This is a genomic window from Acidovorax sp. NPDC077693 (genome assembly GCF_044542805.1).
GTDB lineage: Bacteria > Pseudomonadota > Gammaproteobacteria > Burkholderiales > Burkholderiaceae_C > Acidovorax.
In genome coordinates this window covers 320235-345635 of the sequence record NZ_JBITVD010000003.1, presented here as the reverse complement: position 1 = coordinate 345635, position 25401 = coordinate 320235, and the positions used below count along the sequence as shown (strand labels likewise).

General features: G+C 66.7%; 19 protein-coding genes. 2 read left to right on the top strand and 17 right to left on the bottom strand.

The features are described 5' to 3' along the window. Nucleotides 1-18: 18 nt before the first annotated feature. From ACIGHN_RS05560 to serA, 17 genes are all read right to left on the bottom strand, one after another. On the bottom strand, nucleotides 19-828 hold the full coding sequence (locus tag ACIGHN_RS05560; RefSeq protein ID WP_396503553.1) for a curli production assembly/transport component CsgG: 810 nt from the start codon (nucleotides 826-828) through the stop codon (nucleotides 19-21). Between the two features lie 149 nt (nucleotides 829-977). Further along, a complete protein-coding gene (gene aspS, locus ACIGHN_RS05555) occupies nucleotides 978-2780 on the bottom strand; it encodes an aspartate--tRNA ligase (RefSeq protein WP_056415573.1) in 1803 nt (600 codons plus the stop codon). 41 nt (nucleotides 2781-2821) lie between these two features. Beyond that, on the bottom strand, nucleotides 2822-3445 hold the full coding sequence (locus ACIGHN_RS05550; protein ID WP_056415570.1) for a DUF502 domain-containing protein: 624 nt from the start codon (nucleotides 3443-3445) through the stop codon (nucleotides 2822-2824). Nucleotides 3446-3457: 12 nt separating this feature from the next. Next, the gene (locus tag ACIGHN_RS05545) at nucleotides 3458-3823 is read right to left on the bottom strand and encodes an FmdB family zinc ribbon protein (protein ID WP_396503552.1); all 366 of its coding nucleotides are present in this window, start codon (nucleotides 3821-3823) and stop codon (nucleotides 3458-3460) included. Nucleotides 3824-3948: 125 nt separating this feature from the next. Then, nucleotides 3949-5394 (bottom strand): sodium:solute symporter family protein, encoded by a 1446-nt coding sequence (locus ACIGHN_RS05540; protein ID WP_396503551.1) that lies wholly within the window; start codon nucleotides 5392-5394, stop codon nucleotides 3949-3951. 73 nt (nucleotides 5395-5467) lie between these two features. Then, nucleotides 5468-7051, bottom strand: coding sequence for a ubiquinone biosynthesis regulatory protein kinase UbiB (gene ubiB, locus ACIGHN_RS05535; RefSeq protein ID WP_056415560.1), 1584 nt, complete (start codon nucleotides 7049-7051; stop codon nucleotides 5468-5470). Continuing rightward, nucleotides 7048-7665, bottom strand: coding sequence for a hypothetical protein (locus tag ACIGHN_RS05530; RefSeq protein ID WP_056415558.1), 618 nt, complete (start codon nucleotides 7663-7665; stop codon nucleotides 7048-7050). Before ACIGHN_RS05530 ends, ubiB begins: the two co-directional genes overlap by 4 nt. A 55-nt stretch (nucleotides 7666-7720) precedes the next feature. Continuing rightward, a complete protein-coding gene (locus tag ACIGHN_RS05525; protein WP_056415555.1) occupies nucleotides 7721-8767 on the bottom strand; it encodes a Tim44 domain-containing protein in 1047 nt (348 codons plus the stop codon). A 36-nt stretch (nucleotides 8768-8803) separates the two neighbouring features. Beyond that, the gene (gene ubiE, locus ACIGHN_RS05520) at nucleotides 8804-9535 is read right to left on the bottom strand and encodes a bifunctional demethylmenaquinone methyltransferase/2-methoxy-6-polyprenyl-1,4-benzoquinol methylase UbiE (protein WP_396503550.1); all 732 of its coding nucleotides are present in this window, start codon (nucleotides 9533-9535) and stop codon (nucleotides 8804-8806) included. Between the two features lie 181 nt (nucleotides 9536-9716). Continuing rightward, nucleotides 9717-10139 (bottom strand): gamma-butyrobetaine hydroxylase-like domain-containing protein, encoded by a 423-nt coding sequence (locus tag ACIGHN_RS05515; RefSeq protein WP_056415549.1) that lies wholly within the window; start codon nucleotides 10137-10139, stop codon nucleotides 9717-9719. An 88-nt stretch (nucleotides 10140-10227) separates the two neighbouring features. Further along, nucleotides 10228-10671, bottom strand: a complete 444-nt coding sequence (locus tag ACIGHN_RS05510; RefSeq protein ID WP_396503549.1) for an HIT family protein — start codon at nucleotides 10669-10671, stop codon at nucleotides 10228-10230. Continuing rightward, on the bottom strand, nucleotides 10672-14610 hold the full coding sequence (locus ACIGHN_RS05505; protein WP_396503548.1) for a DUF3683 domain-containing protein: 3939 nt from the start codon (nucleotides 14608-14610) through the stop codon (nucleotides 10672-10674). 76 nt (nucleotides 14611-14686) lie between these two features. Continuing rightward, on the bottom strand, nucleotides 14687-15199 hold the full coding sequence (gene pgaD, locus ACIGHN_RS05500; protein ID WP_396503547.1) for a poly-beta-1,6-N-acetyl-D-glucosamine biosynthesis protein PgaD: 513 nt from the start codon (nucleotides 15197-15199) through the stop codon (nucleotides 14687-14689). Beyond that, nucleotides 15196-16533 carry a poly-beta-1,6-N-acetyl-D-glucosamine synthase gene (gene pgaC / locus ACIGHN_RS05495; protein WP_396503546.1) on the bottom strand — a complete coding sequence of 446 codons (1338 nt, stop codon included), beginning with the start codon at nucleotides 16531-16533 and terminating at the stop codon, nucleotides 15196-15198. Before pgaC ends, pgaD begins: the two co-directional genes overlap by 4 nt. Beyond that, entirely contained in the window at nucleotides 16530-18563 is a 2034-nt protein-coding gene (pgaB, locus tag ACIGHN_RS05490) for a poly-beta-1,6-N-acetyl-D-glucosamine N-deacetylase PgaB (RefSeq protein ID WP_396503545.1), read from the bottom strand. The genes pgaC and pgaB overlap by 4 nt, the downstream gene beginning before the upstream one ends. A gap of 2 nt (nucleotides 18564-18565) precedes the next feature. Beyond that, nucleotides 18566-21031 (bottom strand): poly-beta-1,6 N-acetyl-D-glucosamine export porin PgaA, encoded by a 2466-nt coding sequence (pgaA, locus tag ACIGHN_RS05485; RefSeq protein WP_396503544.1) that lies wholly within the window; start codon nucleotides 21029-21031, stop codon nucleotides 18566-18568. A gap of 430 nt (nucleotides 21032-21461) precedes the next feature. Beyond that, nucleotides 21462-22691, bottom strand: a complete 1230-nt coding sequence (gene serA / locus ACIGHN_RS05480) for a phosphoglycerate dehydrogenase (RefSeq protein ID WP_056415535.1) — start codon at nucleotides 22689-22691, stop codon at nucleotides 21462-21464. A gap of 300 nt (nucleotides 22692-22991) precedes the next feature. Here serA and ugpB point away from each other — a divergent pair, with 300 nt between their 5' ends. After that, entirely contained in the window at nucleotides 22992-24311 is a 1320-nt protein-coding gene (gene ugpB / locus ACIGHN_RS05475; RefSeq protein ID WP_056415532.1) for a sn-glycerol-3-phosphate ABC transporter substrate-binding protein UgpB, read from the top strand. A 208-nt stretch (nucleotides 24312-24519) separates the two neighbouring features. After that, nucleotides 24520-25401: a sn-glycerol-3-phosphate ABC transporter permease UgpA gene (ugpA, locus tag ACIGHN_RS05470; RefSeq protein ID WP_056415529.1), complete on the top strand. Its 882-nt coding sequence runs from the start codon at nucleotides 24520-24522 to the stop codon at nucleotides 25399-25401.

Below are 25401 nucleotides of genomic sequence, written 5' to 3'. Positions count from 1 at the left end.
ATGCAGCGGCCCGGACGCTTACGGCTTGCGCGTGGCCACGGGCGGCGGCAGCTCCTTGGCCTGCAGCAGCTGCACCTGGGTGACGAGCTTGTTGTGCGAGTCGAAGAAGGCGGCGGCAATCACCTTGCCTTCGTTCGTGTTGCTCCAGCCCGCGCCGCCTGCACCGCCCATGCGGCCCCACAGCAGGCCGGCCGCGCCCAGGTCGGTGGTGCGTGCCGCGCCGGTGGCCGCGGCCACCTGCTCGGTGGTTTCGTTGTCGGTCAGCAGCAAGGCTGTCTGCGCTTCCTTGAACTTGACCTGCTCGGCCAGGCCCGCCAGCCCCGCGATGTCGCGCAGCACCGGGATCATCGCGATGACGCCGGCAATGCTGCGGCCCGCGTCCTGCTCGCTGAAGGTGAGGCTGGGGGTCAGCGTGTATTGCGCCTCGTAGCCCTTGCCCTTGGCCACGGTGGAGTTCTGGCGCAGCACGCCAGCGTCCTTGAGCTCCTGCTCCTTGATGGTGCCGCGCAGGCCGGCCGCGCGGTCCACCACCCGAAAGCAGCCGCTTTGCTGGGCGATGAGCCGGATCAGCGGCACGGGCGACGCCGGCAGGTTGTAGCTGCTGGACACGGTGTAGCCGTTCGGGTTCTCGGCCAGGGCGAGCGTGGCCACGGGCGCAGGGCAGGTGGTGAGCGCCTTGTCGGCCCCCTGCGCACCCGCAGGCCCCGCCGAGCCGGACACCACCGAGCCACCCTCGCCCAGCTCGGTCTTCTTTTCACCGCAGCCTGCCAGCAGCAGTGCCACGAGCACCATGCCCAGGGCCAGGGGGGTTTTCAGGGAAGCACACATGAACAAGCCTCGGTTCGGTTCAAAAGAAAAGCAGATGGGACAAGGGCAGCACCATGAAAAAAGCGGTACCGGCCCTGGGGCCGCTACCGCTTTTTGTCTCAGGCATGCCCGGTCATGGCAATGACAGGGGTGAAGCCGACCTACCGGGCTCAGGCCGCCTTGACGGCGTCCACATTGCGCAGGCGGATGTGCAGCTCGCGCAGCTGCTTTTCATCCACCGGCGAAGGGGCCTGCGTCAGCAGGTCCTGTGCGCGCTGGGTCTTGGGGAAGGCGATCACGTCGCGGATCGACTCGGCACCGGTCATCAGCGTGATCAGACGGTCCAGGCCGAAGGCCAGGCCACCGTGCGGGGGCGCGCCATACTGCAGCGCGTCGAGCAGGTAGCCGAACTTGGCCTGTGCGTCTTCGGGCGTGATCTTGAGGGCGTCGAACACCTTCTTTTGCACGTCGGCGCGGTGGATACGCACCGAGCCGCCACCGAGCTCCCAGCCGTTGAGCACCATGTCGTAGGCCTTGGCGATGCACTTGCCAGGGTCCGTGTCCATCAGGTCTTCGTGGCCGTCCTTCGGCGACGTGAAGGGGTGGTGCACGGCGGCCCAGCGGTCGTTCTCTTCGTCGTGCTCGAACATCGGGAAGTCCACCACCCACAGCGGTGCCCAGCGGCTTTCAAACAGGCCGTTCTTCTTGCCGAAGTCGCTGTGGCCGACCTTCAGGCGCAGCGCGCCGATGGCGTCGTTGACGATCTTTTCCTTGTCGGCACCGAAGAACAGCAGGTCGCCGTCCTGTGCGCCGGTGCGCTTCAAGATCTCGGCGATGGCTGCGTCGTGCAGGTTCTTGACGATGGGGGACTGCAGGCCTTCGCGGCCGTTGGCCACTTCGTTGACCTTGATCCAGGCCAGGCCCTTGGCGCCATAGATCTTCACGAACTCGGTGTAGGCATCGATCTCGCCGCGCGAGATCTGCGAGCCGCCGGGCACGCGCAGGGCCACCACGCGGCCGCCCTTGGTGGTGGCGGGGGCGGAGAACACCTTGAAGTCCACGTCCTTCATCACTTCGGTCAGCTCGGTGAATTCGAGCTTCACGCGCAGGTCGGGCTTGTCGGAGCCGAAGCGGAACGCCGCTTCCTGGTACGTCATGATGGGGAACTCGCCCAGGTCCACGCCCAGTTGCTGCTGGAACACCTCGGTGATCATGCGCTGGAAGATGGCGCGGATCTCTTCCTCGCCCAGGAACGAGGTCTCGCAGTCGATCTGGGTGAACTCGGGCTGGCGGTCGGCACGCAGGTCTTCGTCGCGGAAGCACTTGGTGATCTGGTAGTAGCGGTCGTAGCCGGCCACCATCAGCATCTGCTTGTACAGCTGGGGCGACTGCGGCAGCGCGAAGAACTGGCCGTCGTGCACGCGGCTGGGCACCAGGTAGTCGCGCGCGCCTTCGGGCGTGCTCTTGCCCAGCATGGGCGTCTCGATGTCGATGAAGCCTTCCTTGTCCAGGAAGTTGCGCACCTGGATGGAGGTCTTGTAGCGCAGCATCATGTTGCGCTGCATGTGCGGGCGGCGCAGGTCCATCACGCGGTGCGTGAGGCGCGTGGTCTCCGACAGGTTCTCGTCGTCCATCTGGAAGGGCGGCGTGACCGAGGGGTTGAGCACGTTCAGCTCATGGCACAGCACTTCGATCTGGCCGCTCTTGAGCTTGTCGTTGGTGGTGCCGTCGGGACGGGGGCGCACCAGGCCCACCACCTGCACGCAGAATTCGTTGCGCACGCCTTCGGCGGTCTTGAACATCTCGGCACGGTCCGGGTCGCACACCACCTGCACGTAGCCTTCGCGGTCGCGCAGGTCGATGAAGATCACGCCGCCATGGTCGCGGCGACGGTTCACCCAGCCCGACAGGGTGACGGTTTGGCCCATCAGGGCTTCGGTCACAAGACCGCAATAGTGGGAACGCATGGCCATGGCAGAAACTTCCGGCGCCCGGGGGGCGCATTAAAAGGGATTCACTTACCCGGAGAAATGAGCGTGGGGTCCGCCGGAGCGACCACACCCATCGAAACAATGTATTTGAGGGCTGAGTCCACGCTCATGTCGAGCTCGACGCAGTCGCTCTTGCGCAGCATCACGAAATAGCCGCCCGTGGGGTTGGGCGTGGTAGGCACGTACACGCTCACGAACTCGTCACGCAGGTAGGCCGCGACCTCGCCGTTGGGCGCACCGGTGACGAAGGCCACGGTCCAGACGCCCTCGCGCGGCCACTGCACCAGCACCGCCTTGCGAAACGCGTTGCCGCTTTCGGAGAACAGCGTGTCCGAGACCTGCTTGACGCTGGAGTAGATGGAGCGCACCACGGGGATGCGGTGCACCACCGCGTCGCCCCACTGCACGAGCTTGCGGCCCGCGAAGTTGCTGGCCACCGCACCCACCACCAGCAGGATCAGCAGCGTGAGCACCACCCCGAAGCCGGGCACATGAAAGCCCAGCACCTTGTCCGGGTGCCACGCGACAGGCAGGATCTGCAGGGTCTGGTCGAGCGTGCTCACGATCCAGTGGAGCACCCACGCCGTGATGACCCCTGGCACGATCACCAGAAGGCCGGTCAGCAGCCATTTGCGCATAGCAGACATGAAGGTGCTCGATCAGCTCGTGGAGGACGAAGAGGTGGAGGTGGAACTGCCGCCGGCGCCCGTGCTGGTGCTGCTGGCAGGGCTGCTCGCTTCTTTCTTGGGAGCGTCGCCGGAGCTGGCGGGCGCGGCGGCGTCGGATTTGGACTCGGCCTTGGCGTCGGTCGCTGGTGCGGACGTCCCGCCACCCCCGCTGTTGCCACCGCGGAAGTCCGTCACGTACCAGCCCGAGCCCTTGAGCTGAAAGCCTGCGGCCGTCACCTGCTTGGAGAACGCCTCGGCACCGCAGGCGGGGCAGACGGTCAGGGGGGTGTCGGAGATTTTTTGCAGCACATCCTTGGCATGGCCGCAGGAGCCGCATTTGTAGGCGTAAATAGGCATGTCAGCGTGTGGAGGGAAAGTGCAAAACCCTCAATTATAGGCGGCGGCATACCCCTACCCCGCAGAGGCCGTGTGCAGGGCGCCTGCGGCATGCGCGCGCCCTGCGCCGCAGGGCCGCGCGCCTGTCAGTCGGCCCCGACCAGCGGGTGGTGCGATGCGTGGCTGTTGCGGATGGCCTGCGGCGCGAGCGAGCCCACCAGCATGCCTGCCAGCGCCGCCAGCAGCCCGGCCAGCTGCGCCGGGAACACCGCACCCACCGGCGTGGCCAGGAACAGCAGCCAGGTGCCCAGGCCCAGCACGATGGCCGCGATGGCGCCCTGTGTGGTCGCGCGCTTCCAGTACAGGCCGAACACCAGGGGCACGAAGGCGCCGACCAGCGGCACCTGGTACGCGCCCGAGACCAGTTCATAGATGGAGGTGCCCTGCATGTAGATGGCATAGGCCAGCACGCAGCCGCTGAACACCAGCGTGGTGATGCGCATGGTGCGCAGGCGCTCCTGGTCGGTGCTGTGGGGCTTGAACTGGCGCCAGATGTTCTCGGTGAAGGTCACGCTCGGGGCCAGCAGCGTGGCCGATGCGGTGGACTTGAGCGCCGACAGCAGCGCGCCGAAGAACAGCACCTGCATGATGAACGGCATCTTGGCCATCACCAGCGTGGGCAGCACCTTCTGGGGGTCTTCCTTGAGCAGCGCCGCGGTCTCGCCGGGCATGATGATCAGCGCACTCGCCACGAGGAACATGGGCACGAAAGCGAACAGGATGTAGCAGATGCCGCCGATGACCGGGCCGCGCGTGGCCGCCTGCACGTTGTTGGCCGACATCACGCGCTGGAACACGTCCTGCTGCGGGATGGAGCCGAACATCATGGTGATGCCCGCGGCGATGAAGAACACCACGTCGTGGAACTTGGGCTCGGGAAGGAAGCGGAACAGCTCGCGGCTGGACGCGAACTCGATCACCTTGTCGGCCCCGCCGGCCATGTTGCCCGCGAACACCGCGATCACGGCCAGACCCACCACCAGGATGATCATCTGGATGAAGTCGGTGACCGCCACCGACCACATGCCGCCGAACAGCGTGTACGCCAGGATGGACACCACGCCGATGGCCATGCCCACGGGAATGCTGATCGCGTCGCCCGACAGCAGGTTGAACACCAGCCCCAGCGCCGTGACCTGCGCCGACACCCAGCCCAGGTAGCTGAGCATGATGATGAGCGAGCAGACGATCTCCACCGTGCGGCCGAAGCGCTCGCGGTAGTAGTCGCTGATGGTCAAGAGCGTCATGCGGTAGAGCTTGCCCGCGAAGAACAGGCCCACCAGGATCAGGCAGAAACCCGCGCCGAACGGGTCTTCCACCACGTTGCCAAGGCCCCCTTCGATGAACTTGGCCGGAATGCCCAGCACCGTCTCCGAGCCGAACCACGTGGCGAACGTGGTGGTGATGATCATGTACAGCGGCAAATGCCGCCCTGCAATGGCAAAGTCTGCGGCGTTGTTCACGCGCCGGGCTGCGAGCAGGCCGATGCCGATGGTGATCAGCAGGTAAACGATAACCAGGGTCAGCAGCACGGCATGCTCCTCAATGTCGCGAAGTGGAAGGTAGGAAAACCGGAAAAACGGGGAAAGGCGAGAGACGCCGGGACTAGAAAACCCGGAACCGGTACAGCACTTGCAACTGTTGTACCAGCATGAAGAACAGGAAGCCCGTGATGAACCCCACGCCCACGTAAATGATGGCGTGCAGCAGCTTGTTGGTGCGCTTTTGCTCGGCCAGCAGCTCCATCAGTTCACGGCGGTGGTCCTGCGGCTTGTGGCGCAGGTAGTCGTACATCAGGCGGGGCAGCTCCGGGATCAGCTTGGCGTAGTGCGGCGCCTCGGCGCGCAGTTCGCGCCACAGGCGCTGCGGGCCCATCTGCTCGAGCATCCACTTTTCCAGGAAAGGCTTGGCGGTGCTCCACAGGTCGAGGTTCGGGTCGAGCTCGCGGCCCAGGCCCTCGATGTTGAGCAGCGTCTTTTGCAGCAGCACCAGCTGCGGCTGGATTTCGACATGGAAGCGCCGGGACGTCTGGAACAGGCGCATCAGCACCATGCCCAGCGAGATCTCCTTGAGCGGCCGGTCGAAATACGGCTCGCACACTGCGCGGATGGCCGACTCCAGGTCGTTGACCCGCGTCTCGGGCGGCACCCAGCCGCTTTCGATGTGCAGCTCGGCCACGCGCTTGTAGTCGCGCCGAAAGAACGCCACGAAGTTCTGCGCCAGGTACTCCTTGTCCGATTCGGTCAGCGTGCCGACGATGCCGAAATCGAGCGAGATGTAGCGCCCGAAGGTGGCAGGGTCCAGGCTGACCTGGATGTTGCCCGGGTGCATGTCGGCGTGGAAGAACCCGTCGCGGAACACCTGGGTGAAGAAGATCGTGACGCCGTCGCGGGCGAGCTTGGGGATGTCCACGCCCGCATCGCGCAGCCGCTCCATCTGGCTGATGGGCACGCCGTTCATGCGCTGCATCACCATGACCTCGGCGTGGCAGAAGTCCCAGAAGATCTCGGGAATCAGCACCAGGTCCAGGCCCTGCATGTTGCGGCGCAGCTGCGCGGCGTTGGCCGCCTCGCGCACCAGGTCCAGCTCGTCGTGCAGGTAGTTGTCGAACTCCGCCACCACCTCGCGGGGCTTGAGGCGCTTGCCATCGGCCGACAGGCCCTCCACCCAGCCGGCCATCATGCGCATGAGGCCCAGGTCTTTTTCGATCACGGGCAGCATGCCCGGGCGCAGCACCTTGACGGCCACCTCGCGCTCGATGCCGTGGCGATCGCGCAGCGTGGCGAAGTGCACCTGCGCGATCGATGCGCTGGCCACGGGCACGCGGTCGAACGAGGTGAAGACCTCGCCGATCGGGCGGCGGTAGGCGCGCTCGATGGTGGCCACCGCGATATCCGGATCGAAGGGCGGGACGCGGTCCTGCAGGCGGGCCAGCTCGTCGGCCACATCGGGCGGCAGCAGGTCGCGCCGGGTGGACAGCACCTGGCCGAACTTCACGAAGATGGGGCCCAGTTGCTCCAGCGCCTCGCGCAGGCGCTGGCCGCGGGGGGCGTCGAGATTGCGCCCGACCGAGAGCACGCGCGACACCGCGCGCAGCCAGGGTTTTTGAAAACTGTCGAGCAACAGGCCGTCTAGGCCGTACCGGAACACCACCCACAGGATGGCGCCCCCCCTGACGAACTGCTTCATGCGCCGGACCGGTCTGGGCCGCTGGCGGGCACGTCGTGCGCGGGCGACACGGGCGGCACAGGCACCACGGCCGCACCAGGCGCCGAGGGTGCCATGCGCGAGCCCACGAACTGCCGCAGCGCCTGGGCTGCCCTGCGCGCCACCTGGGCCACGGTGTGGGCCGGGGCATCGCCGATGACGCGGGCGAGGTCTTCCTCGACATCCCAGCGCACGTGGTCGACCAGCCAGTTGATCTCGGCCGCGAGCTGCACGTCGCCTTCGATGCGGATGGTGGGCTTGTCGCCGCGCAGCGCCGTCTGGGCCAGCGCGAAGGGCGAGGTCTCGGTCACTTCGAGCCGAAGGTCGGGCACCGCAGTCTCGGGCGCCAGGTTGAACAGGCCTGCAGGCGTGATCACGAGGGCCATGGAGTAGGCACGCCACTGGACGCGGGCGACGCGGCCCTTTTGGCGCACCAGGCGGTCCGTGGCCTCCTTTTCCTGCATGAGCACGTGGTTGAGGAACAGCACCACACGCTGCTGAACCTCATGCACCAGCCACTGCGGGGGCTGCGGGCCCGCTGCGACGCGCTCGAAAAGGCCGTTCAGAAAAGGAAAAGGGGACTGTGGTGTTGCCATAGTCCCCGATTATTCCCTGAACTGGGCGAGCCCCCAAGAGGGGCGATGCCCTTAATTACTGCAGGGCCTGCACACCGGCCACCAGCCAGCCGCTGCTGCCGGCCTTGGGCTTGGTCATGTTCCACACTTCGCGGAACGGGCTCGGGCCGGCCGAGGGCTCTTCGCGGATCATGCCGGAGAACTCGACGCTGGCCATGTAGCCGTCGCCCAGGTCTTCGATACCCAGCAACTGGGCTTCGATCATGACCACATCGGTGTGGTTGGGCTGCACGCCGCGGTGCGCTTCGCGTTCGGTGAGCTGGGTACGGATCTCATCGAGCATGCTGTCGGTCATCATCGAGCGCAGCGTGTTGATGTCCGAGCGGTCCCAGGCGGCCTGCAGCGTGACGAAGTTGCGCTTGGCGGCGGACAGGAAGCCGTCGGTGTCGAAGTCGGCCGGCACGCCCCAGTTCTGCGAACCCGACAGGCCCGAACCGATGACGACGCCCGTACCCGCACCACCTTGCTGCGCGGCGCGCGAGGCGTCGAACGCCATGCTGCTGCGCTCCCAGGGGCGGGCAGACGCGTCGTTGCCCACGTTGTTCGGGCTGTACTGCGGTGGCACCTGAGCGGCCGCAGGGGTGGAAGCCCCGGCACCCGCACCGGCGCCCTGGAAGGCAAACGGCGCGCCGCCAGCGGCTGCACCGCCGTTGGCAGCACCGCCACCATTGCGCGAGCGCATCACCATCTTGAAGATCGCGAACGCGGCCACGGCCAGCAAGGCGATCATCAGGAAGTTGGCAAACCCTGCACCCATGCCCAGGGAATGCGCCAGCCAGGCCAGGCCCAGGCCGGCGGCCAGGCCACCGAGCATGGCGCCCCAGGGCTTCTTGGCTGCCGCTGCGGCAGGTGCAGCGCCCGCTGCAGCCGGCTTGGCAGCCGCTGCGTTGGTCGCGTTCTGCGCCGGTGCGCCAGGCGTCGCGGGCGGCGTTGCCGACTCGCGCTGCGTCACATTGCTGGACTGCTTGCCCACCGACTTGCCACCACCCATACGCCGGGCGTCAGCGTCCGCGTGCGCAAACGCCAGCATCGCCACCAACACCACAGACCACAGTTTCATCATGAATTCTCCGTCTCCGTTAATCGCCGAGTGAAGCACTCAGCACTTGATTCCAACATGCAAGGCGACGATGCCCCCTGTCATGTTGTGATAGTCCACATGCCCAAAGCCATTTTTTTGCATGAGGCTTTTGAGTTCTTCCTGGCCCGGATGCATGCGGATCGATTCAGCCAGATACCGGTAGCTCGCGTCGTCGCCGGCCACCAGCTTGCCCAGTTGGGGCAGCACCTTGAACGAATACCAGTCGTACGCCTTCTCCAGCGGCTTGGCCACCTTGGAGAACTCGAGCACCAGCAGCTTGCCGCCGGGCTTGAGCACGCGGCACATCTCGGCAATCGCCTGGTCCTTGTGCGTCATGTTGCGCAGGCCGAAGGCCACGCTCACCACGTCGAAATGCGCGTCCGGGAACGGCAGCTTCTCGGCGTCGCACACCATCGTGGGCAGCACCACGCCCGCATCGATGAGGCGGTCGCGCCCCACGCGCAGCATGGCTTCGTTGATGTCGGTGTGCACCACGCGGCCGGTGGCGCCCACCTTCTTCGAGAAAGCCAGCGCCAGGTCGCCCGTGCCGCCCGCGATGTCCAGCACCTGGCTGCCTTCGCGCAGGTTGGCCACCATCACGGTGTAGGCCTTCCAGGCGCGGTGCAGGCCGGCCGACATGAGGTCGTTCATCACATCGTATTTGGAGGCGACCGAGTCGAACACGCCGCGCACACGACGCGCCTTTTCCTGCTCGTCGACCGACTGAAAACCAAAATGTGTGGTGCTCATAAGATTCATGCTAGGCGCGCAAGCGCCAGAGGTACAGCGACAACCCCGCACTGAAATGGGGCTTGTGTCGCAATTAGGACAACGCCATCGAAGAGAAAACAGCCGCTACCGCTCGCCCATGTTGCGCCAGCAGCTCTCTTTTCAATAGCACATCGGTCGACAAGGGCTTGTGGCCTGCCCGTCAGTGGCTGCCGCAGGCATGGCCGCCTGCACCACCCTTGGGCGCCATCGGCGCATCGCGGTCCACGCCGGCAGCGGCCAGGCGCTCGGTGTACTGCGTCCACAGCGCGTCCTGCTTCTGGCCCAGCTCGTAGAGGTAGTCCCAGGTGAAGATGCCGCTGTCGTGGCCGTCCGAGAACGTGGGCTTGACCGCGTAGTTGCCCACGGGCTCCAGGTTGACCAGCGCCACGCCGCGCTTGCCGGTCTGCAGCACTTCCTGCCCGGGCCCGTGGCCCTGCACTTCGGCCGAGGGCGAGTACACGCGCATCAGCTCGAACGGGATGCGGAACGTGGCGCCGTCGGAGAACCCGACCTCCAGCACCCGCGAAGCCTCGTGCACCGTGATCGCCTGCGGCGTGGGCGCGCCCGCTTTCAAACCTGACATGGATATCCCCTGTGAGAAAACTGTGGTGGTGTGGATTGTGGTGTGCTGCAGCGGTGCACGCTGCAGGCAGGGTCAACCACGGGCCGCGTCAAGGCAGCGCGAGCGGGCCCAGCGACTGGCGCATCGTGTCTTCGACCTGCGGCAGGCGCTCCCGCACACCGCCTTCCTGCTGCGCCGGGCTTGGCCGCTGCGCCGCAGCCCACACGGGCGACGGAAAGTGGCTGTCCCAGTCGAAACGGGCGATCACGTGCCAATGCAGGTGGGGCACCATGTTGCCCAGCGCCGCGATGTTGACCTTGGTGGGCGCCAGATGCTGGCGCAGCGCCTGCTCGACCCGCGTCACCGCCTCCATGCAGTGGCCGCGCTCGGCGGCCGACAGGTCCGAGAACTCGGCCACGTGCGCGTTCCACACCACGCGGTAGAACGCCGGGAAGCCGGCTTCGTCGGCACGGATCACGCGCAGGTTTGCACCACGCCAGACCAGTGCACCACCGTCTTCGGCGCACAGGGGGCAGGCAGTGCCGGTGGCCATCTAGACGAGTACCCGCTCGATGCCGCCGCCGTTGGCGCGCTGCACGTACTCGGGCATCCAGTTGTCGCCCAGGATCTCGCGGGCCATCTCGACCACGATGTAGTCGGCCTCGAGCAAACCGTTGCTCAGGTCGTCCTGGTAGCGGTTCAGGCCCTGCAGGCAGCTGGGGCAGCTGGTGAGGATCTTCACGTTGTCCTGGGCGGCCACGGCGCCCGGCCCCGCGCCGGTGGCCTTCATGACCTCGCGCAGCTTGGCTTCGCCCTTCCTGATTTCTTCTTCCTTGCGGAAACGCACCTGGGTCGACACGTCCGGCCGGGTCACGCCCAGCGTGCCCGATTCGCCGCAGCAGCGCTCGCTCTTCAAGACCTGCTCGCCCACCAGCGCCTTCACGGTCTTCATCGAGTCGCCGAGCTTCATCGGGTTGTGGCAGGGCTCGTGGTACAGGTAGGCGCCCTTGCCCTGCAGCGTGATGCCCTTCTCCAGCAAATACTCGTGGATGTCGATGATGCGGCTGCCTGGGAAGATCTTGCCGAACTCGTAGCCCTGCAGCTGGTCGTAGCAGGTGCCGCAGCTGACCACCACGGTCTTGATGTCCAAGTAGTTGAGCGTGTTGGCCACACGGTGGAAGAGCACACGGTTGTCCGTGATCATCTTCTCGGCCTTGTCGAACTGGCCGCTGCCGCGCTGCGGGTAGCCGCAGCACAGGTAGCCCGGCGGCAGCACCGTCTGCACACCCGCATGCCACAGCATGGCCTGGGTGGCCAGGCCGACCTGCGAGAACAAACGCTCGGACCCGCAGCCGGGGAAGTAGAACACCGCCTCCGTCTCGGCCGTGGTGGTGGCCGGGTTGCGGATGATGGGCACGTAGTCCTTGTTCTCGATGTCGAGCAGCGCGCGCGCCGTCTTCTTGGGCAGGCCGCCGGGCAGCTTCTTGTTGATGAAGTGGACCACCTGCTCCTTGACGGGTGCAGTGCCCACCGTGGCGGGCGGCTTGGCGGTCTGCTTGCGGCCCACCTTGCGCAGCAGGTCCACGGCCATGCGCTGGGCCTTGAAGCCTACGTCCACCATGGCCGAGCGCATGAACTTGATGGTGTCCGGGTTGGTGGCGTTGAGCATGGTCATCGCCAGTGCATTGCCCGGACGGAAGCTCTTCTTGCCCATCTTGCGCAGCAGGTTGCGCATGTTCATGGTGACGTCGCCAAAGTCGATCTTCACCGGGCAGGGGCTCTCGCACTTGTGGCACACCGTGCAGTGGTCGGCCACGTCCTCGAATTCCTGCCAGTGCTTGATGGACACGCCGCGGCGCGTCTGCTCCTCGTACAGGAAGGCCTCGACCAGCAGCGAGGTGGCCAGGATCTTGTTGCGCGGGCTGTACAGCAGGTTGGCGCGCGGCACGTGGGTGGCGCACACGGGCTTGCACTTGCCGCAGCGCAGGCAGTCCTTGACCGAATCGGCGATCGCGCCGATGTCGCTCTGCTGCATGATCAGCGACTCGTGGCCCATGAGGCCGAAGCTCGGCGTGTAGGCGTTGGTCAGGTCGGCGTGGCGCACGGGGTTTGAAGCCGCATAGCCTCCTACCGCTTGTCCAGCAAGCGCTGGCAGCTCCTGATTTCGTAGCAACTTGCCCTTGTTGAACCGGCCTTCCGGGTCCACCCGCTGTTTGTACTGCGCGAACGGAAGCAGCTCTTCGTCGGTCAGGAATTCGAGCTTGGTGATGCCGATGCCGTGCTCGCCCGAGATCACGCCGTCCAGGCTGCGCGCCAGCACCATGATGCGCTCCACCGCCTCGTGGGCGGTCTGCAGCATCTCGTAGTCGTCGCTGTTGACCGGCAGGTTGGTGTGCACGTTGCCGTCGCCCGCATGCATGTGCAGGGCCACCCAGACGCGGCCCTTGAGCACGCGCTGGTGGATGGCGGTGACTTCCTGAAGGATGGGCTTGAAGGCCGCGCCGGTGAAGATGCCCGAGAGCGGCGCACGCAGCTGGGTCTTCCAGCTCGCGCGCAGCGTGTGGTCCTGCAGTTGCGGGAACAGCGCTTCGACGTCGTGCAGCCAGCCTTGCCACAGCGCACGCACCTCCTGCACCAGGGCGATGGCCTGGGCCACGCGCTCCTGCAGCAGCTCGGGCGATGGCACTTCGTCGTCCGCGTCGTGTTTGCCCAGCGGCAGGTTGCCGCGCTCGAAGAACTCGGTCAGCGCGTCGCACAGCTTGATCTTGTTGCGCAGGCTCAACTCGATGTTGATGCGCTCGATGCCGTCGGTGTACTCGGCCATGCGCGGCAGCGGAATCACCACGTCTTCGTTGATCTTGAAGGCGTTGGTGTGGCGGCTGATGGCGGCCGTCTTCTTGCGGTCGGCCCAGAACTTCTTGCGCGCGTCGGCGCTGATGGCGATGAAGCCTTCGCCGCTGCGCGAGTTGGCGATGCGCACCACCTCGCTGGTCACGCGCGCCACCTCGTCGGCGTTGTCGCCCGCGATGTCGCCGATCAGCACCATCTTGGGCAGGCCGCCGTTGCCCTTCTTGCTCTTGGTGGCGTAGCCCACGGCCTTCAGGTAGCGGTCGTCCAGGTGTTCCAGGCCGGCGAGCAGCACGCCACTGCGCTTTTGCTCGGCGAACATGTAGTCCTTGATCTCGACGATGCTGGGCACCGCATCCTTGGCGTTGCCGAAGAACTCCATGCACACGGTGCGCGTGTGCTCGGGCATGCGGTGCACCACCCAGCGCGCGCTGGTGATGAGGCCGTCGCAGCCCTCTTTCTGGATGCCGGGCAGGCCCGACAGGAACTTGTCCGTCACGTCCTTGCCCAGGCCCTCCTTGCGGAAGGTCTTGCCCGGGATGGCCAGGCGCTCGGTGCGCACGGGCGTCTTGCCGTCGGCCTCGAAGTACTGCAGCTCGAAGGTGGCCGTCTCCGCGTCATGGATCTTGCCCATGTTGTGGTCCAGGCGGGTCACTTCGAGCCACTGGGCGTCGGGCGTGACCATGCGCCAGCTGGCCAGGTTGTCGAGCGCCGTGCCCCACAGCACGGCCTTCTTGCCGCCCGCGTTCATGGCGATGTTGCCGCCGATGCAGCTGGCCTCGGCGCTGGTGGGGTCCACCGCGAACACGAAGCCCGCGCGCTCGGCCGCGTCGGCCACGCGCTGGGTGACCACGCCGGCCTCGGTCCACACGGTGCCGACTTCGCTGTCCATGCCCGGCAGGCGGCGCATCTCCACCTCGGTCATGGCTTCGAGCTTTTCGGTGTTGATGACCACGCTCTTCCACGTGAGCGGAATCGCGCCGCCGGTGTAGCCGGTGCCGCCCCCGCGCGGGATGATGGTCAGGCCCAGTTCGATGCAGCCCTTGACGAGGCCCGCCATCTCGACCTCGGTGTCGGGCGTGAGCACCACGAACGGGTATTCGACGCGCCAGTCGGTGGCGTCGGTCACGTGGCTCACGCGCGATAGGCCGTCGAACTTGATGTTGTCCTTGGCCGTGAGGCGGCCCAGGGTCTTCTGGATCTGGCGGCGCAGCTGCGCGGCCTGCTCGAAGGTGGCGTTGAATTCGGCCACCGCACGGCGCGCGGCCACCACCAGCTCGCCCACCAGGCGGTCGCGCCCGGCATCGTCGGCGGGGGTGCGGCGCTTGTCGACCTCGCCCAGGCGGTGCTGCAGCGCGTCCACCAGCAGCTTGCGGCGGGCCGGGTTGTCCAGCAGGTCGTCCTGCAGGTAAGGGTTGCGCTGCACCACCCAGATATCGCCCAGCACCTCGTACAGCATGCGGGCCGACCGGCCGGTGCGGCGCTCCTTGCGCAGCTGGTCCAGCAGGTCCCAGGACGGAGACCCCAGCAGCCGGATCACGATCTCCCTGTCGGAGAACGAGGTGTAGTTATAGGGAATCTCGCGTAGGCGCGCAGGTTCCGCGGCCTGGGTGTGCAGGGCGGCGACCGCAGTAAAGGCGTTCATGAAGTAGACCTGGGGAAGCGCTATGCGCTGGACCGTGGGAGCCCGCGATTTTATGCCACCCCGCTGCCTGCCGCATTCACGCCGTCTGGCGCCATGGAATCCGGTTGGCTTCCACCGCCGTCGCACCCATGGTCTGCTCGGTGGCAGACGACGTCCACGCGCCGGGAACGCACCGCGGCATGACGTCGGCAATGCCGCCGTGCTCGTCGTTATGCACCACGATCACCTGGTTCGAGCGCATGGCCTGCAGAAGCTCCGGCGTCAGATGGAAGCTGGCGGACAGCTGGCTGTCGTCGAGCGCCGGGATCACGCTGCGCCGCTCCACCTTGCGGCGGATCTGGTTGTACAGCGCCCAGCCGGCCAGCACCGCAGCGTTGAAGGCCGCGATGACGCCGTACCACAGCAAGGTGTCCACCGTGGAGCGCAGCGCATCGAACCGCGCTGTCAGATCGAGCGACGGCACCTGCACCATGGCCGCGACGCCCCGGTAGAACAGGAACAGGAAGCCGGCCCAGGCCACCAGGGTCACGGCCGCGTCGACCAGGCGGGGCAGCCGGCCCTGGCGGGTGTGGATGAGCGGGCCGTTCATGGCGGTGCAGGCCGGGCGATGCCGCGGTCGGGGCTGACCCAACGGGCCCGCGCGCGCTGGGTCTTGAGCATGACCTTGGGAAAGCTCACGAGGGTGGTGAACAGGCTCAGCAGCCAGAAGACCACGGGGTACCAGATCATCCAGTACAGCGTGCTGCGCATGCCCGATTCGTAGCGCCGGTCGATGGACACGCTCACCGTGAACTGCAGCAGGCAGGTCACCGTCAGCACCAGCCCGGTGAACGACGGCGGCATGAGCCGCGGCACGAACAGGTTGCCCGGCAGGTGGACGAACTTGCCCAGCAGGTACAGCACCACCGTGACCGCGAACATGAAGGCCCAGCCCGTGGACATGCAGAACTCCAGCATCAACAGCCACATGCGGCGGTTGCGCCAGTTCCACATGCCACGCAGGTTCTTGAGGAACACCTCGGCACCGCCCTGCGCCCAGCGCAGGCGCTGCTTCCACAGGCCGCGCAGCGTCTCGGGCATCAGGATCCAGCACAGCGCACGCGGCTCGAAGAATATGGACCAGTGGCGCTTTTGCAGCTTCCAGCTGATGTCGATGTCCTCGGTGATCATGTCCGGGCTCCAGTAGCCCACGTCGTCCAGCGCCCGCCGGCGGAACGCCGCCACCACGCCCGAGACGGTGAACACCTGGCCGTACACGCGCTGCGTGCGCTTGATGAGCCCGATGATGGAAGAAAACTCGCCCACCTGGATGCGCCCCACCAGGGTGGAGCGGGTGCGGATGCGCGGGTTGCCGGTCACCGCGCCCACGCGCGGGTTGTCGATGAGCGGCGCCACCAGGTAGGCGACCGCGTCGCGGTCGAGCAGCGCATCGCCGTCGATGCACACCAGGTACTCGCTGCGCGCGGCGGCGGCGCCCATCTGCAGGCCGATGGCCTTGCCCTGGTTCTGCGCCAGGTGGATCACCCGCAGGCGCGGGTGCTGCGCGGCCAGCGCATCGAGCACCTCGCCCGTGTTGTCGCGCGAACCGTCGTTGATGGCGATGACCTCGATGTTCGGGTAGCGCTGCGCCAGGGCCGCGCCCAGGGTCTCGGCGGCGTTGTCGCCTTCGTTGTAGCAGGGCACCAGGATGGACACCAGCGGCTCGCCCTTGAGCGCGGGCGCGGGCACGTCCGGCCCCCAGGCCCAGTGGCGCTCCCAGTGCATCCAGTAGTACAGGCCGCCCGCGATCCAGATGCCCGACATGAACAGCGGGTAGAGGAACACGAAGTCCAGCACCGCGTCGCTGGACAGCAGCATCTGCAGCGCCAGCGGACCGCAGACGATGAGCGACAGCGCCAGCAGCGCAAGCACGCGGCTCTTCATGGCTGCAACGCCCCGCTGTTGGACAGGGCCGGCCGCACCTGCTCGACGCTCGGCACGCCCGTGATGAAGTTGTCGGGGTAGTAGCCGAAGCTGCGCGCGCCGCGCATCTGCAGCCGCCGCATCCAGCCCGCCAGCCGCTGGCCGGGCACGGGCTGGCTGTTGCGCCAGTCCACCGCCTGCAGCTCGAAGACCGTGCGGTCCATCGCTCCGGGTCGCCGGCGGATTGAATCCACCACCGTGTCCAGCCAGGCATCCGCATCGGCGTCGGGGACGTTCTCCATGAACGGCATGGCCATGGGCGCGGTCCAGTCGTACGAGGCGAGGAAGTCGTCCAGGTTCTGCGCGAACCAGGCTTCGCTCTCCGGCTTGAGCATGGGCATGGCGAAGATGTTGCGCGCGGTCTTGACCTGCGGGCCGCGGATGGCGCGCACACGCCCTGCCAGCTCCAGCGTGAAGTCCGTCAGCGCGCGAGTCTTGAACTGCGTCCAGCGCCGCAACGTGGCGGGGTCGGCGCGCAGCTCGGCGATGGTGCCGGGCAGGCCCGCCGCGCGGTAGGCCGCCAGCGCGGGTGCGCTCGCGTCCTCGAAGTCGGACAGCAACGCATCGTCGTGGAACAGCACGCCGTCGAACCAGGCCGAACGGGCCAGGTCTTCATACAGGTCGGCGATGCGCGAGCGCACCGTGGGATCGAACGGCGACATGCGGCGGTACTGGCCCGTGTCCGGCGTGGCCTCGCCCTTGTCGTTGACCCGCTGCACCCGGGGCAGCGCGGCGTCCAGGTCGAAGGCCAGCACCGGCATCCAGGCGTACACCGCCACGCGTGTGCGGGTGCGCAGCTGCCAGGCCACGCGGTTGAACAGGTCGGCGCGCACGGGCAGCCAGCGGTTGGGAAAGTACACCGAGTGCACGGTGCCGTCGCCCTGCGCATCGGAAAACGCCTGCAGGAACACCGTGTTCACGCCCAGGTCCTGCACGCGCTGCACCAGGTGGTCGAAGTTGCGTGCCTGCTGCGCGGGGTCGGCGTCGTAGAGGTAATCCAGGTCGACGTGGGCCACGCGCAGCACCCGGTGCTCCTGCGTGGCGATGACGGCGGAGGCGAACTGATCGACCGACGGGTCCCCGGTGACCAGCACGCGCGGCGTGTTGAACAGGCTTGCGGTGCTGCCGATGCCCTCGTCCAGCGTCATCGCCATCTGGTAGCCGTGGCGCTTGACGACGGCCAGTGCGCTGCCGTTGGCGGCGCCATACGGCCATACCCAGACCCGCGGGGCCTTGCCGGTCACATCGCGGATCTTGGTGGTGATGGCCGCCACGTCTGCCTCGAGGCGCCGCAGGAAGGCCTCGTCGTTCTCATACGACGCGGTGGCCGGGTCATACCGGCGCGTGGCGGCGGCGGGCTGCGTGTTGCCCTGGGGGTTGGCCACGATGCCGTGGTGCAGGTGGTCGGTGTGCGCACCGACTTCCACCAGGCCCGATGCCGCCATCTCGCCCACCTGGGCCCAGGTGGCAAAGCGCTCGCGGGGCGTCTGCAGGCCGCCGAAGTCCACCGGCTGGTCGGCCGGCGCGTCCAGCCACTCCCCCACGGGCGCCAGCACCGCAGGCCAGCCGGTGGCCTTGAGCAGGGGGAACACGCGGTCATAGAAGCTGCGGTATCCGTCGTCGAAGGTCAGCAGCACGGCTTTGGCCGGCAGGGGCTTGCCGCCGTCGCGTGCGGCCAGGATCTGGTCCACCGACACCGGCTGGTAGCCGTTTTGCCGCAGCCACGCAAAGTGCGCGACGAGGCGGTCGGTGCGCACGGCCAGGTAGCGCGCATCGGCCTCGCCGTCCTGCACGTCGTGGTAGGCCACGGTCACGAAGCTGTTGACGGGCCAGGGGCGCTCCGCCTCGGGCAGGGTCCGGGCCTTGGGGGGCACGAACGGCTGCGCGTCTGCGGCGAAGGCCGGCAGCACCACCATGCATGCGGCCATGGATGCGAGCACGCCCAGCATGCGGGCCCTGCGACGGATGAGCGAGAAGACTGTCGGAAACATTCTCAGAACCTGTAGAGAAGATCGAACGCGGTGCGCAGGATGCGCTCGTCCACGCCGTCATAAGGGCGACGGGTGATGGAAAAGGAAAGCCCCATTTCCAGGGTGTCGTTCACGCGCAGGCGCTGCCCGTAGCCCAGCGTCGCGACCTCGCCCACGCCGTAGCCGCGCTGGGCGTACGCCCCCACGCCGAGCTGCAGGCGCTGGCGCCATTCCAGCTGGTAGTGGCGGTACAGCACGTGCGCCACGTCGAGCGTGGGCAGCAGGAAGACATCGGACTCGGGCGCGAAGTACGGCCCGCCGGGCCGGCTGTTGCGCGAGTGCGAGAGCTCCATCACCAGGTCTGCGTACACGCCGTAGCGGGTGTAGATGCGCTCGCGGCCGGCCACGCCGACGGACAGGCGGCGGTTGCCGTCCGAGTAGTCCAGCCCACCCACGCTCACGTTCCAGTCGCGCCGCTCGTTGGCGCGCCAGCGCAGTGCGGCGGTCACGCTGTCGGCGGTGATGTCGCTGCGCAGCGCGCGCAGCGGCGTGTCGCGCGACAGGCGCTCCGCGGCGCCGCTGATCTGCCACTGGTCGCTGAGATCGTGGCGCCCCTCCAGCCGCAGGCCGGTGCGCTGCCCGTAGCCGAAGTTGTGGGTGGAGATTTCGCCCTCCACGGTGTTGTCGCGCACCCGCCATTCGCCGCCGGCGCGGTAGCTGCGGTGCACGCCGCGGCCTTCGCGGAAGTCGCCGCTGCCAAAGCCGAAGCCGGCGAACAGGCGCCAGTCGTCCCGCACCGGCGCGCTGTAGAGCACGGTGTCGGTGCCGTAGTCGCCGTTGCCGGTGGAGGGATTGGGGCTGGACGACAGGCCGCGGTAACCCGACACCCGCAGCTCGGGCATGCGAAACACCCGGCGTGTCCGGTCCAGGCGCTGCACCTGGAGGTTTTCGGGATAGCGTTCGAGCACGTCATCGGCCAGCGCGTCCGCCTGCTTCCACTCCTGCAGGTCCATCGCGGTGAAGCCCTGCTGCAGCTCCAGCGACAGCGCGCGCGGCTCCATGGCTTCGACCAGTTTCAGCTCCTGCTCGGCCCGGCGCGGCCAGGCGCGGCCCCGGTAGACGCCCGCCAGCGCGATGCGCGCGCCGAGGTGACCCGGCGCCTGCTGCACCATGCGTTCGAGGCGCAGCTGCGCCTCGGGCGTGTCGTCGGAAAAGCTGTGCGCCTGCGCTGCCTCCATGGCCGCAGAGGCCCAGACGGCGCGGCCTGCGGGGGTGGCGGCAAACGCCTTTTGCGTGCCGTCCGCCAGGGACACGGCGGCGTCCATGGCCTCGGACTCGACCAGCGAATAGAACAGGCCCGAGGCATCGCCGGAGCTGACCGACGGATCCGCCTGGCTGCGCTCGAGCAACTCGGCATACAGCAGGCGCGCGGCCTGCGCCTGCCGCAGGTACAGATAGGCGCCGGCCACCCAGCGCAGGGCGTAGTCCGGCACCGGCACGCCATCGCGCCGCAGGGCCTCGTACTCGGCGACCGCCGTGTCCATGCGGCTGCGCACGGTCAGCGCCCCGATGCGGTCGATGCGCATGCGCTGCAGGTCGCGCACGGCCTGCGGGTCGGCGCTCCACCGGGCAAACACCTGCTCGTAGAACGCCAGGGCCTTGTCGGCCACTGCGAAGCGCTCACTCTCGCTGCGCACGGGTGCGAACGACAGGCGCACCATTTCCGCGCCGATGTCGGCCTGCAGCCTGCGCTGCTGCGCCGCGCCCATGAGCGCGGGCTGTGCGTCCACCAGGGCCTGCGCCTGCACCGGCAGGCCGGCGGACTGCAGTGCGTCGGCATAGGCCATCTGCACTTCGGCATCGTCGGGTGCCAGCGAGCGCGCGCGGCTCGCCTCGGCCAGCGCCGCATGAAAGCGCCGCGCCGCCGTGTGCACATAGGCCAGGGCCAGGCGGCGGCGCGCCACCATCGGGGTCTCGGCCACCAGCGCTTCGGCCTGGGTGCGCGCATCCGCATCGCGCCCCGCATCCGACAGGACGTGGATCTCCCCCATGCGCAGCTCCGCGTCATCCGGGCTGCGCGCCAAGGCGCGGGCATACAGCGCCAGCGCGTCGTCCCACTGCCGCAAGTTGCGGTGGGCGCGCGCCACCGACGCCAGGGTACTGACCGGCAGCGTGAGCGATGCGCCATGGCGGCGGTACACATCCACCACTTCCTGGTCCAGCCGGGCCCAGCCGGCGATATCGATCCAGTCGGCCACCAGGCGCGCAGCATCGGCACGGTCCAGCCGCTCTTGCCGCAGGTAGTCGAGCACCGGGGTGGTGTCTCCGGTCCTGGCGCGCCGGACCAAGGCGTCGTAGGACTCGGCCACCGGTACGGGCGTGGCCGTGTCCGCATACGCCAACGCGCAGGCCATCGCACCAGCGGCCACGGCGGCGTGGAACGCAGGGCGAACGGGCAGGGACAGGGAAGGAAACGGGTTCCCGAACATACAGACGAAAAGTGGAGACAGCGGGTAGAAAACACGGTGCCGGCAGCGGTGAGCGCCGGCGTGGCCGCCATTGTTGCCAGCGACAGACCTACCGCGCGGCTCGCTTTGCAAACAATGTTCAACAACCCTTGCTGTAAAAAATTGTATCAAACTGTGAATTTTAGACGAACACCGGGATTTCAGGTGTTTCCTTGGAAAAAGAGGGCTCATTGCCCTCTAGTACGGTCAGGATTGCCGGCTGGATGTGTAACAAATTCAATCGAACCTGTTTTTCAGAACTTTGTGCGGCGCACCGTCTTTTCGCACAGTGGGCCCATGGAGCGTCAAGACGACAACCCACAAAAAAGCCGCGCACCGGGAGGCTCGGTGCGCGGCTTGGGCCGATAGCGGCAATGACCCCGAATGGGCCGGCGAACGGCCCTGAGGTTCGTTAGAACAGCACCCGGCTCCTGAGGGTGCCGGTGACCTGTGCGAGCTTGTCCAGCGCCAGGTCCGACGACGCGGCATCGATGTCGATCACCACGTAGCCGATCTTTTCGTTGGTCTGCAGGTACTGGGCGGAGATGTTGATCTCGTTGTCCGAGAAGATGCGGTTGATCTCGGACAGCACGCCCGGCACATTGCGGTGGATGTGCAGCAGGCGGTGCTTGCCCGGGTGGGCGGGCAGCGCCACCTCGGGGAAGTTGACGGACGAGGTGCTGGTGCCGTTGTCGCTGTACTTCACCAGCTTTTCGGCCACTTCGAGGCCGATGTTGGCCTGGGCTTCCATGGTGGAGCCGCCGACGTGCGGGGTGAGGATCACGTTGTCCAGGCCGCGCAGGGGCGACTGGAACTCGTCCTTGTTGGTGCGCGGCTCGACCGGGAACACGTCAATGGCCGCGCCCAGCAGCTTCTTGGCCTTGAGCGCGTCGGCCAGGGCGTCGATATCCACCACCGTGCCGCGGGCCGCGTTGATGAGGATGGCGCCGGGCTTGAGGGCCGCGATCTCGGCCGGGCCGATCATGCCTTCGGTCGATGGCAGCTCGGGTACGTGCAGGCTCACGATGTCGCTTTGGCCCAGCAGGTCGTGCAGGTGGTGCACCTGGCGGGCATTGCCCAGGGGCAGCTTGTTGACCACGTCGAAGAACGCCACGTGCATGCCCAGTGCCTCGGCCAGCACCGACAGCTGCGTGCCGATGGAGCCGTAGCCCACGATGCCCAGCGTCTTGCCACGGATCTCGTAGGCGTTCTCGGCCGACTTGAGCCAGCCGCCGCGGTGCGCCACGGCGTTCTTCTCGGGAATGCCGCGCAGCAGCAAGATGGCTTCGGCCAGCACCAGCTCGGCCACGGAGCGGGTGTTGGAGTACGGCGCATTGAACACCGCGATGCCGCGCTCACGCGCCGCGTTGAGGTTGACCTGGTTGGTGCCGATGCAAAAGCAACCCACGGCCACCAGCTTTTGCGCATGCGAGAACACCTCTTCGGTCAGCTGCGTGCGCGAGCGAATGCCCAGGAAGTGCACGTCGGCGATCTTGCGCTTGAGTTCCTCATCGGGCAGCGCGCCGGACACGGTTTCGATCTGGGTGTAGCCCGCAGCCCGGATCACGTCCACGGCGGAAGCGTGGATGCCCTCGAGCAGCAGAAATTTGATCTTGTTCTTGTCCAGCGAATTGGTAGCCATGGCGATAAGAAGAAAGGGTGTGGAGAAAAGAAACCCGGCGCGTTTGCGGCGCGAACGAACCGGTGCGGGAGCCGCCGGAACGTGACCCGCAGCATGGTGCATCGCACAAAACCTTGCAAGCCTCGGCAAATGCGTCGCACATTGTCACAAAAGAGTCACAATCGCATCCCTTACGGGCATCCCCAAGGGGTTTCCCGGTTGTTGCACGGACTGCGGTCATGCGACAACGACATATCAATGACACATGGGCTGCATAGCATTCGACCCTTGTGTTTTTCGTCATTTTCAGAGGACATATTCATGCAAACGAAGCATCTGGCGGTCTGCGCTGCCATCGCCATGTCGGCGTGCCTGCCTGCACAAGCCCAGGCTCAGGCACCGGTCGAGATCCAGTGGTGGCACTCGATGAGCGCAGCGCTCGGCGACTGGGTCAACGACCTGGCCAAGCAGTACAACGCCAGCCAGACCAAGTTCAAGGTCGTGCCCACCTACAAGGGCACGTATGACGAATCGATGACGGGTGCCATCGCCGCGTTCCGCGCAGGCAACGCCCCCCACATCCTGCAGGTCTATGAAGTGGGTACCGCCACCATGATGGCCAGCAAGGGCGCCATCATGCCCGCCGCCAAGGTGCTCAACGACGGCGGCTTCAAGTTCGACCCCACGCAGTACGTGTCGGCCGTGGCCGGCTACTACACCGCGCCCAACGGCCAGATGCTGAGCTACCCGCTCAACAGCTCCACCACCATCTTCTACTACAACAAGGACGCCTTCAAGAAGGCCGGCCTGGACCCTGAAAAGGCCCCCAAGACCTGGCCCGAAGTGTTCGCTGCCGCGACCAAGCTCAAGGCCAGCGGCCACAGCTGCCCGCTGACCACCAGCTGGATCAGCTGGACGCAGCTGGAAAGCTTCTCGCTGTGGCACAACACGCTGTTCGCCTCCAAGAACAACGGCTTTGACGGCAACGACGCCAAGCTGGAAATCAACACCCCGCTGCACGTGCGCCACTTCGAGAACCTGGCCAAGGCCTCCAAGGACGGCAGCTTCGTCTACAAGGGCCGCGGCAACGCGCCGGACGCGTCCTTCCCATCGGGCGAGTGCGCCATGATCACCGGCTCGTCGGGCCTGTACGCCCGCGTGGCCAAGGAAGCCAAGTTCGCCTACGGCATCTCGGCACTGCCCTACTACGCCGATGTGAAGGGTGCGCCCCAGAACACCGCCATCGGTGGCGCCAGCCTGTGGATCATGTCCGGCAAGAAGGCCGAGGAGTACAAGGGCGTCGCCGACTTCCTGAACTTCCTGAACGATACCAAGGTGCAGGCCGCCAGCCACCAGCGCACGGGCTACCTGCCCGTGACGACCGCTGCGTACAAGCTGACCGAGGCATCGGGCTTCTATGAAAAGAACCCCGGCACCGACGTGGCCGTGACGCAGATGATCCGCAAGGCCACCGACAAGTCGCGCGGCATCCGCCTGGGCAATTTCTCGCAGATCCGCACCATCATCGACGAGGAAACCGAACAGATCTGGTCGGGCAAGAAGTCGCCCAAGGAAGCGCTGGACACGGCCGTGACCCGCGGCAACGAGCAACTGGCCCGCTTCGCACGCGCCAACAAGTAAGCGTTCATCGAGCGCATGCTGATGCCCTCCGGCCGCTGTGGCCGGGGCGGCATCGAAAGCCCGCCACCCCTGCCAACCCAAGCGGTTTGCCGGGCGGCGGGTTGTCTTTTTTGCCGGCAGGGCTTCCCGCGGCAAGAATCTGCCCGGTAACAGGGCAGCCCCCCAAGAGCGGCGGTGGAGCGCGGGGGGAATTTTTAAGAGTCTGGACATGGAAAAACGCGTTCTTTTTCGCTCCGCATGGCTGCCCTGGGTGCTCATAGCACCCCAGCTGGCCATCATCAGCGTCTTCTTCTTCTGGCCAGCCGGCCAGGCCCTGGTGCAATCGTTCCAGATGCAGGACAGCTTCGGCATGTCCACGGAATGGGTGGGCTTCGACAACTTCAAGAACCTGTTCGAAGACCCGGGCTACCTCGCATCGTTCAAGACCACGGCGTTCTTCTCGATCCTGGTGGCGGTGGTGGGCATCGGCCTGTCGCTGATGCTGGCGATCTTTGCCGACCGCATCATCAAGGGCGCGCTCGTCTACAAGACGGCGCTGCTGCTGCCCTACGCCGTGGCACCCGCCGTGGCCGGCGTGCTGTGGATGTTCATGTTCTCGCCCTCGCTGGGCGTGGTGGCGTACATGCTGCGCCAGTCGGGGTTCAACTGGAACCACATGCTCAACTCCGACCATGCGATGACGCTGATCGTGATCGCCGCGGTGTGGAAGCAGATCTCCTACAACTTCCTGTTCTTCCTCGCGGGCCTGCAGTCCATCCCCAAGTCGCTGATCGAAGCGGCTTCGATCGACGGTGCCGGCCCCTGGCGCCGGTTCTGGAGCATCCAGTTCCCGCTGCTGTCACCCACCACGTTCTTCCTGCTGGTGATCAACGTGGTGTATGCCTTCTTCGACACCTTCGCCATCGTGGATTCGACCACGCAGGGCGGCCCGGGGCGCGACACCGCGATCCTGGTCTACAAGGTGTACCACGACGGATTCAAGTCCATGGACATGGGCGGATCGGCCGCGCAGTCGGTGGTGCTGATGGTCATCGTGGTGGTTCTCACGGTGATCCAATTCCGCTACGTCGAGAAGAAAGTGCAGTACTGA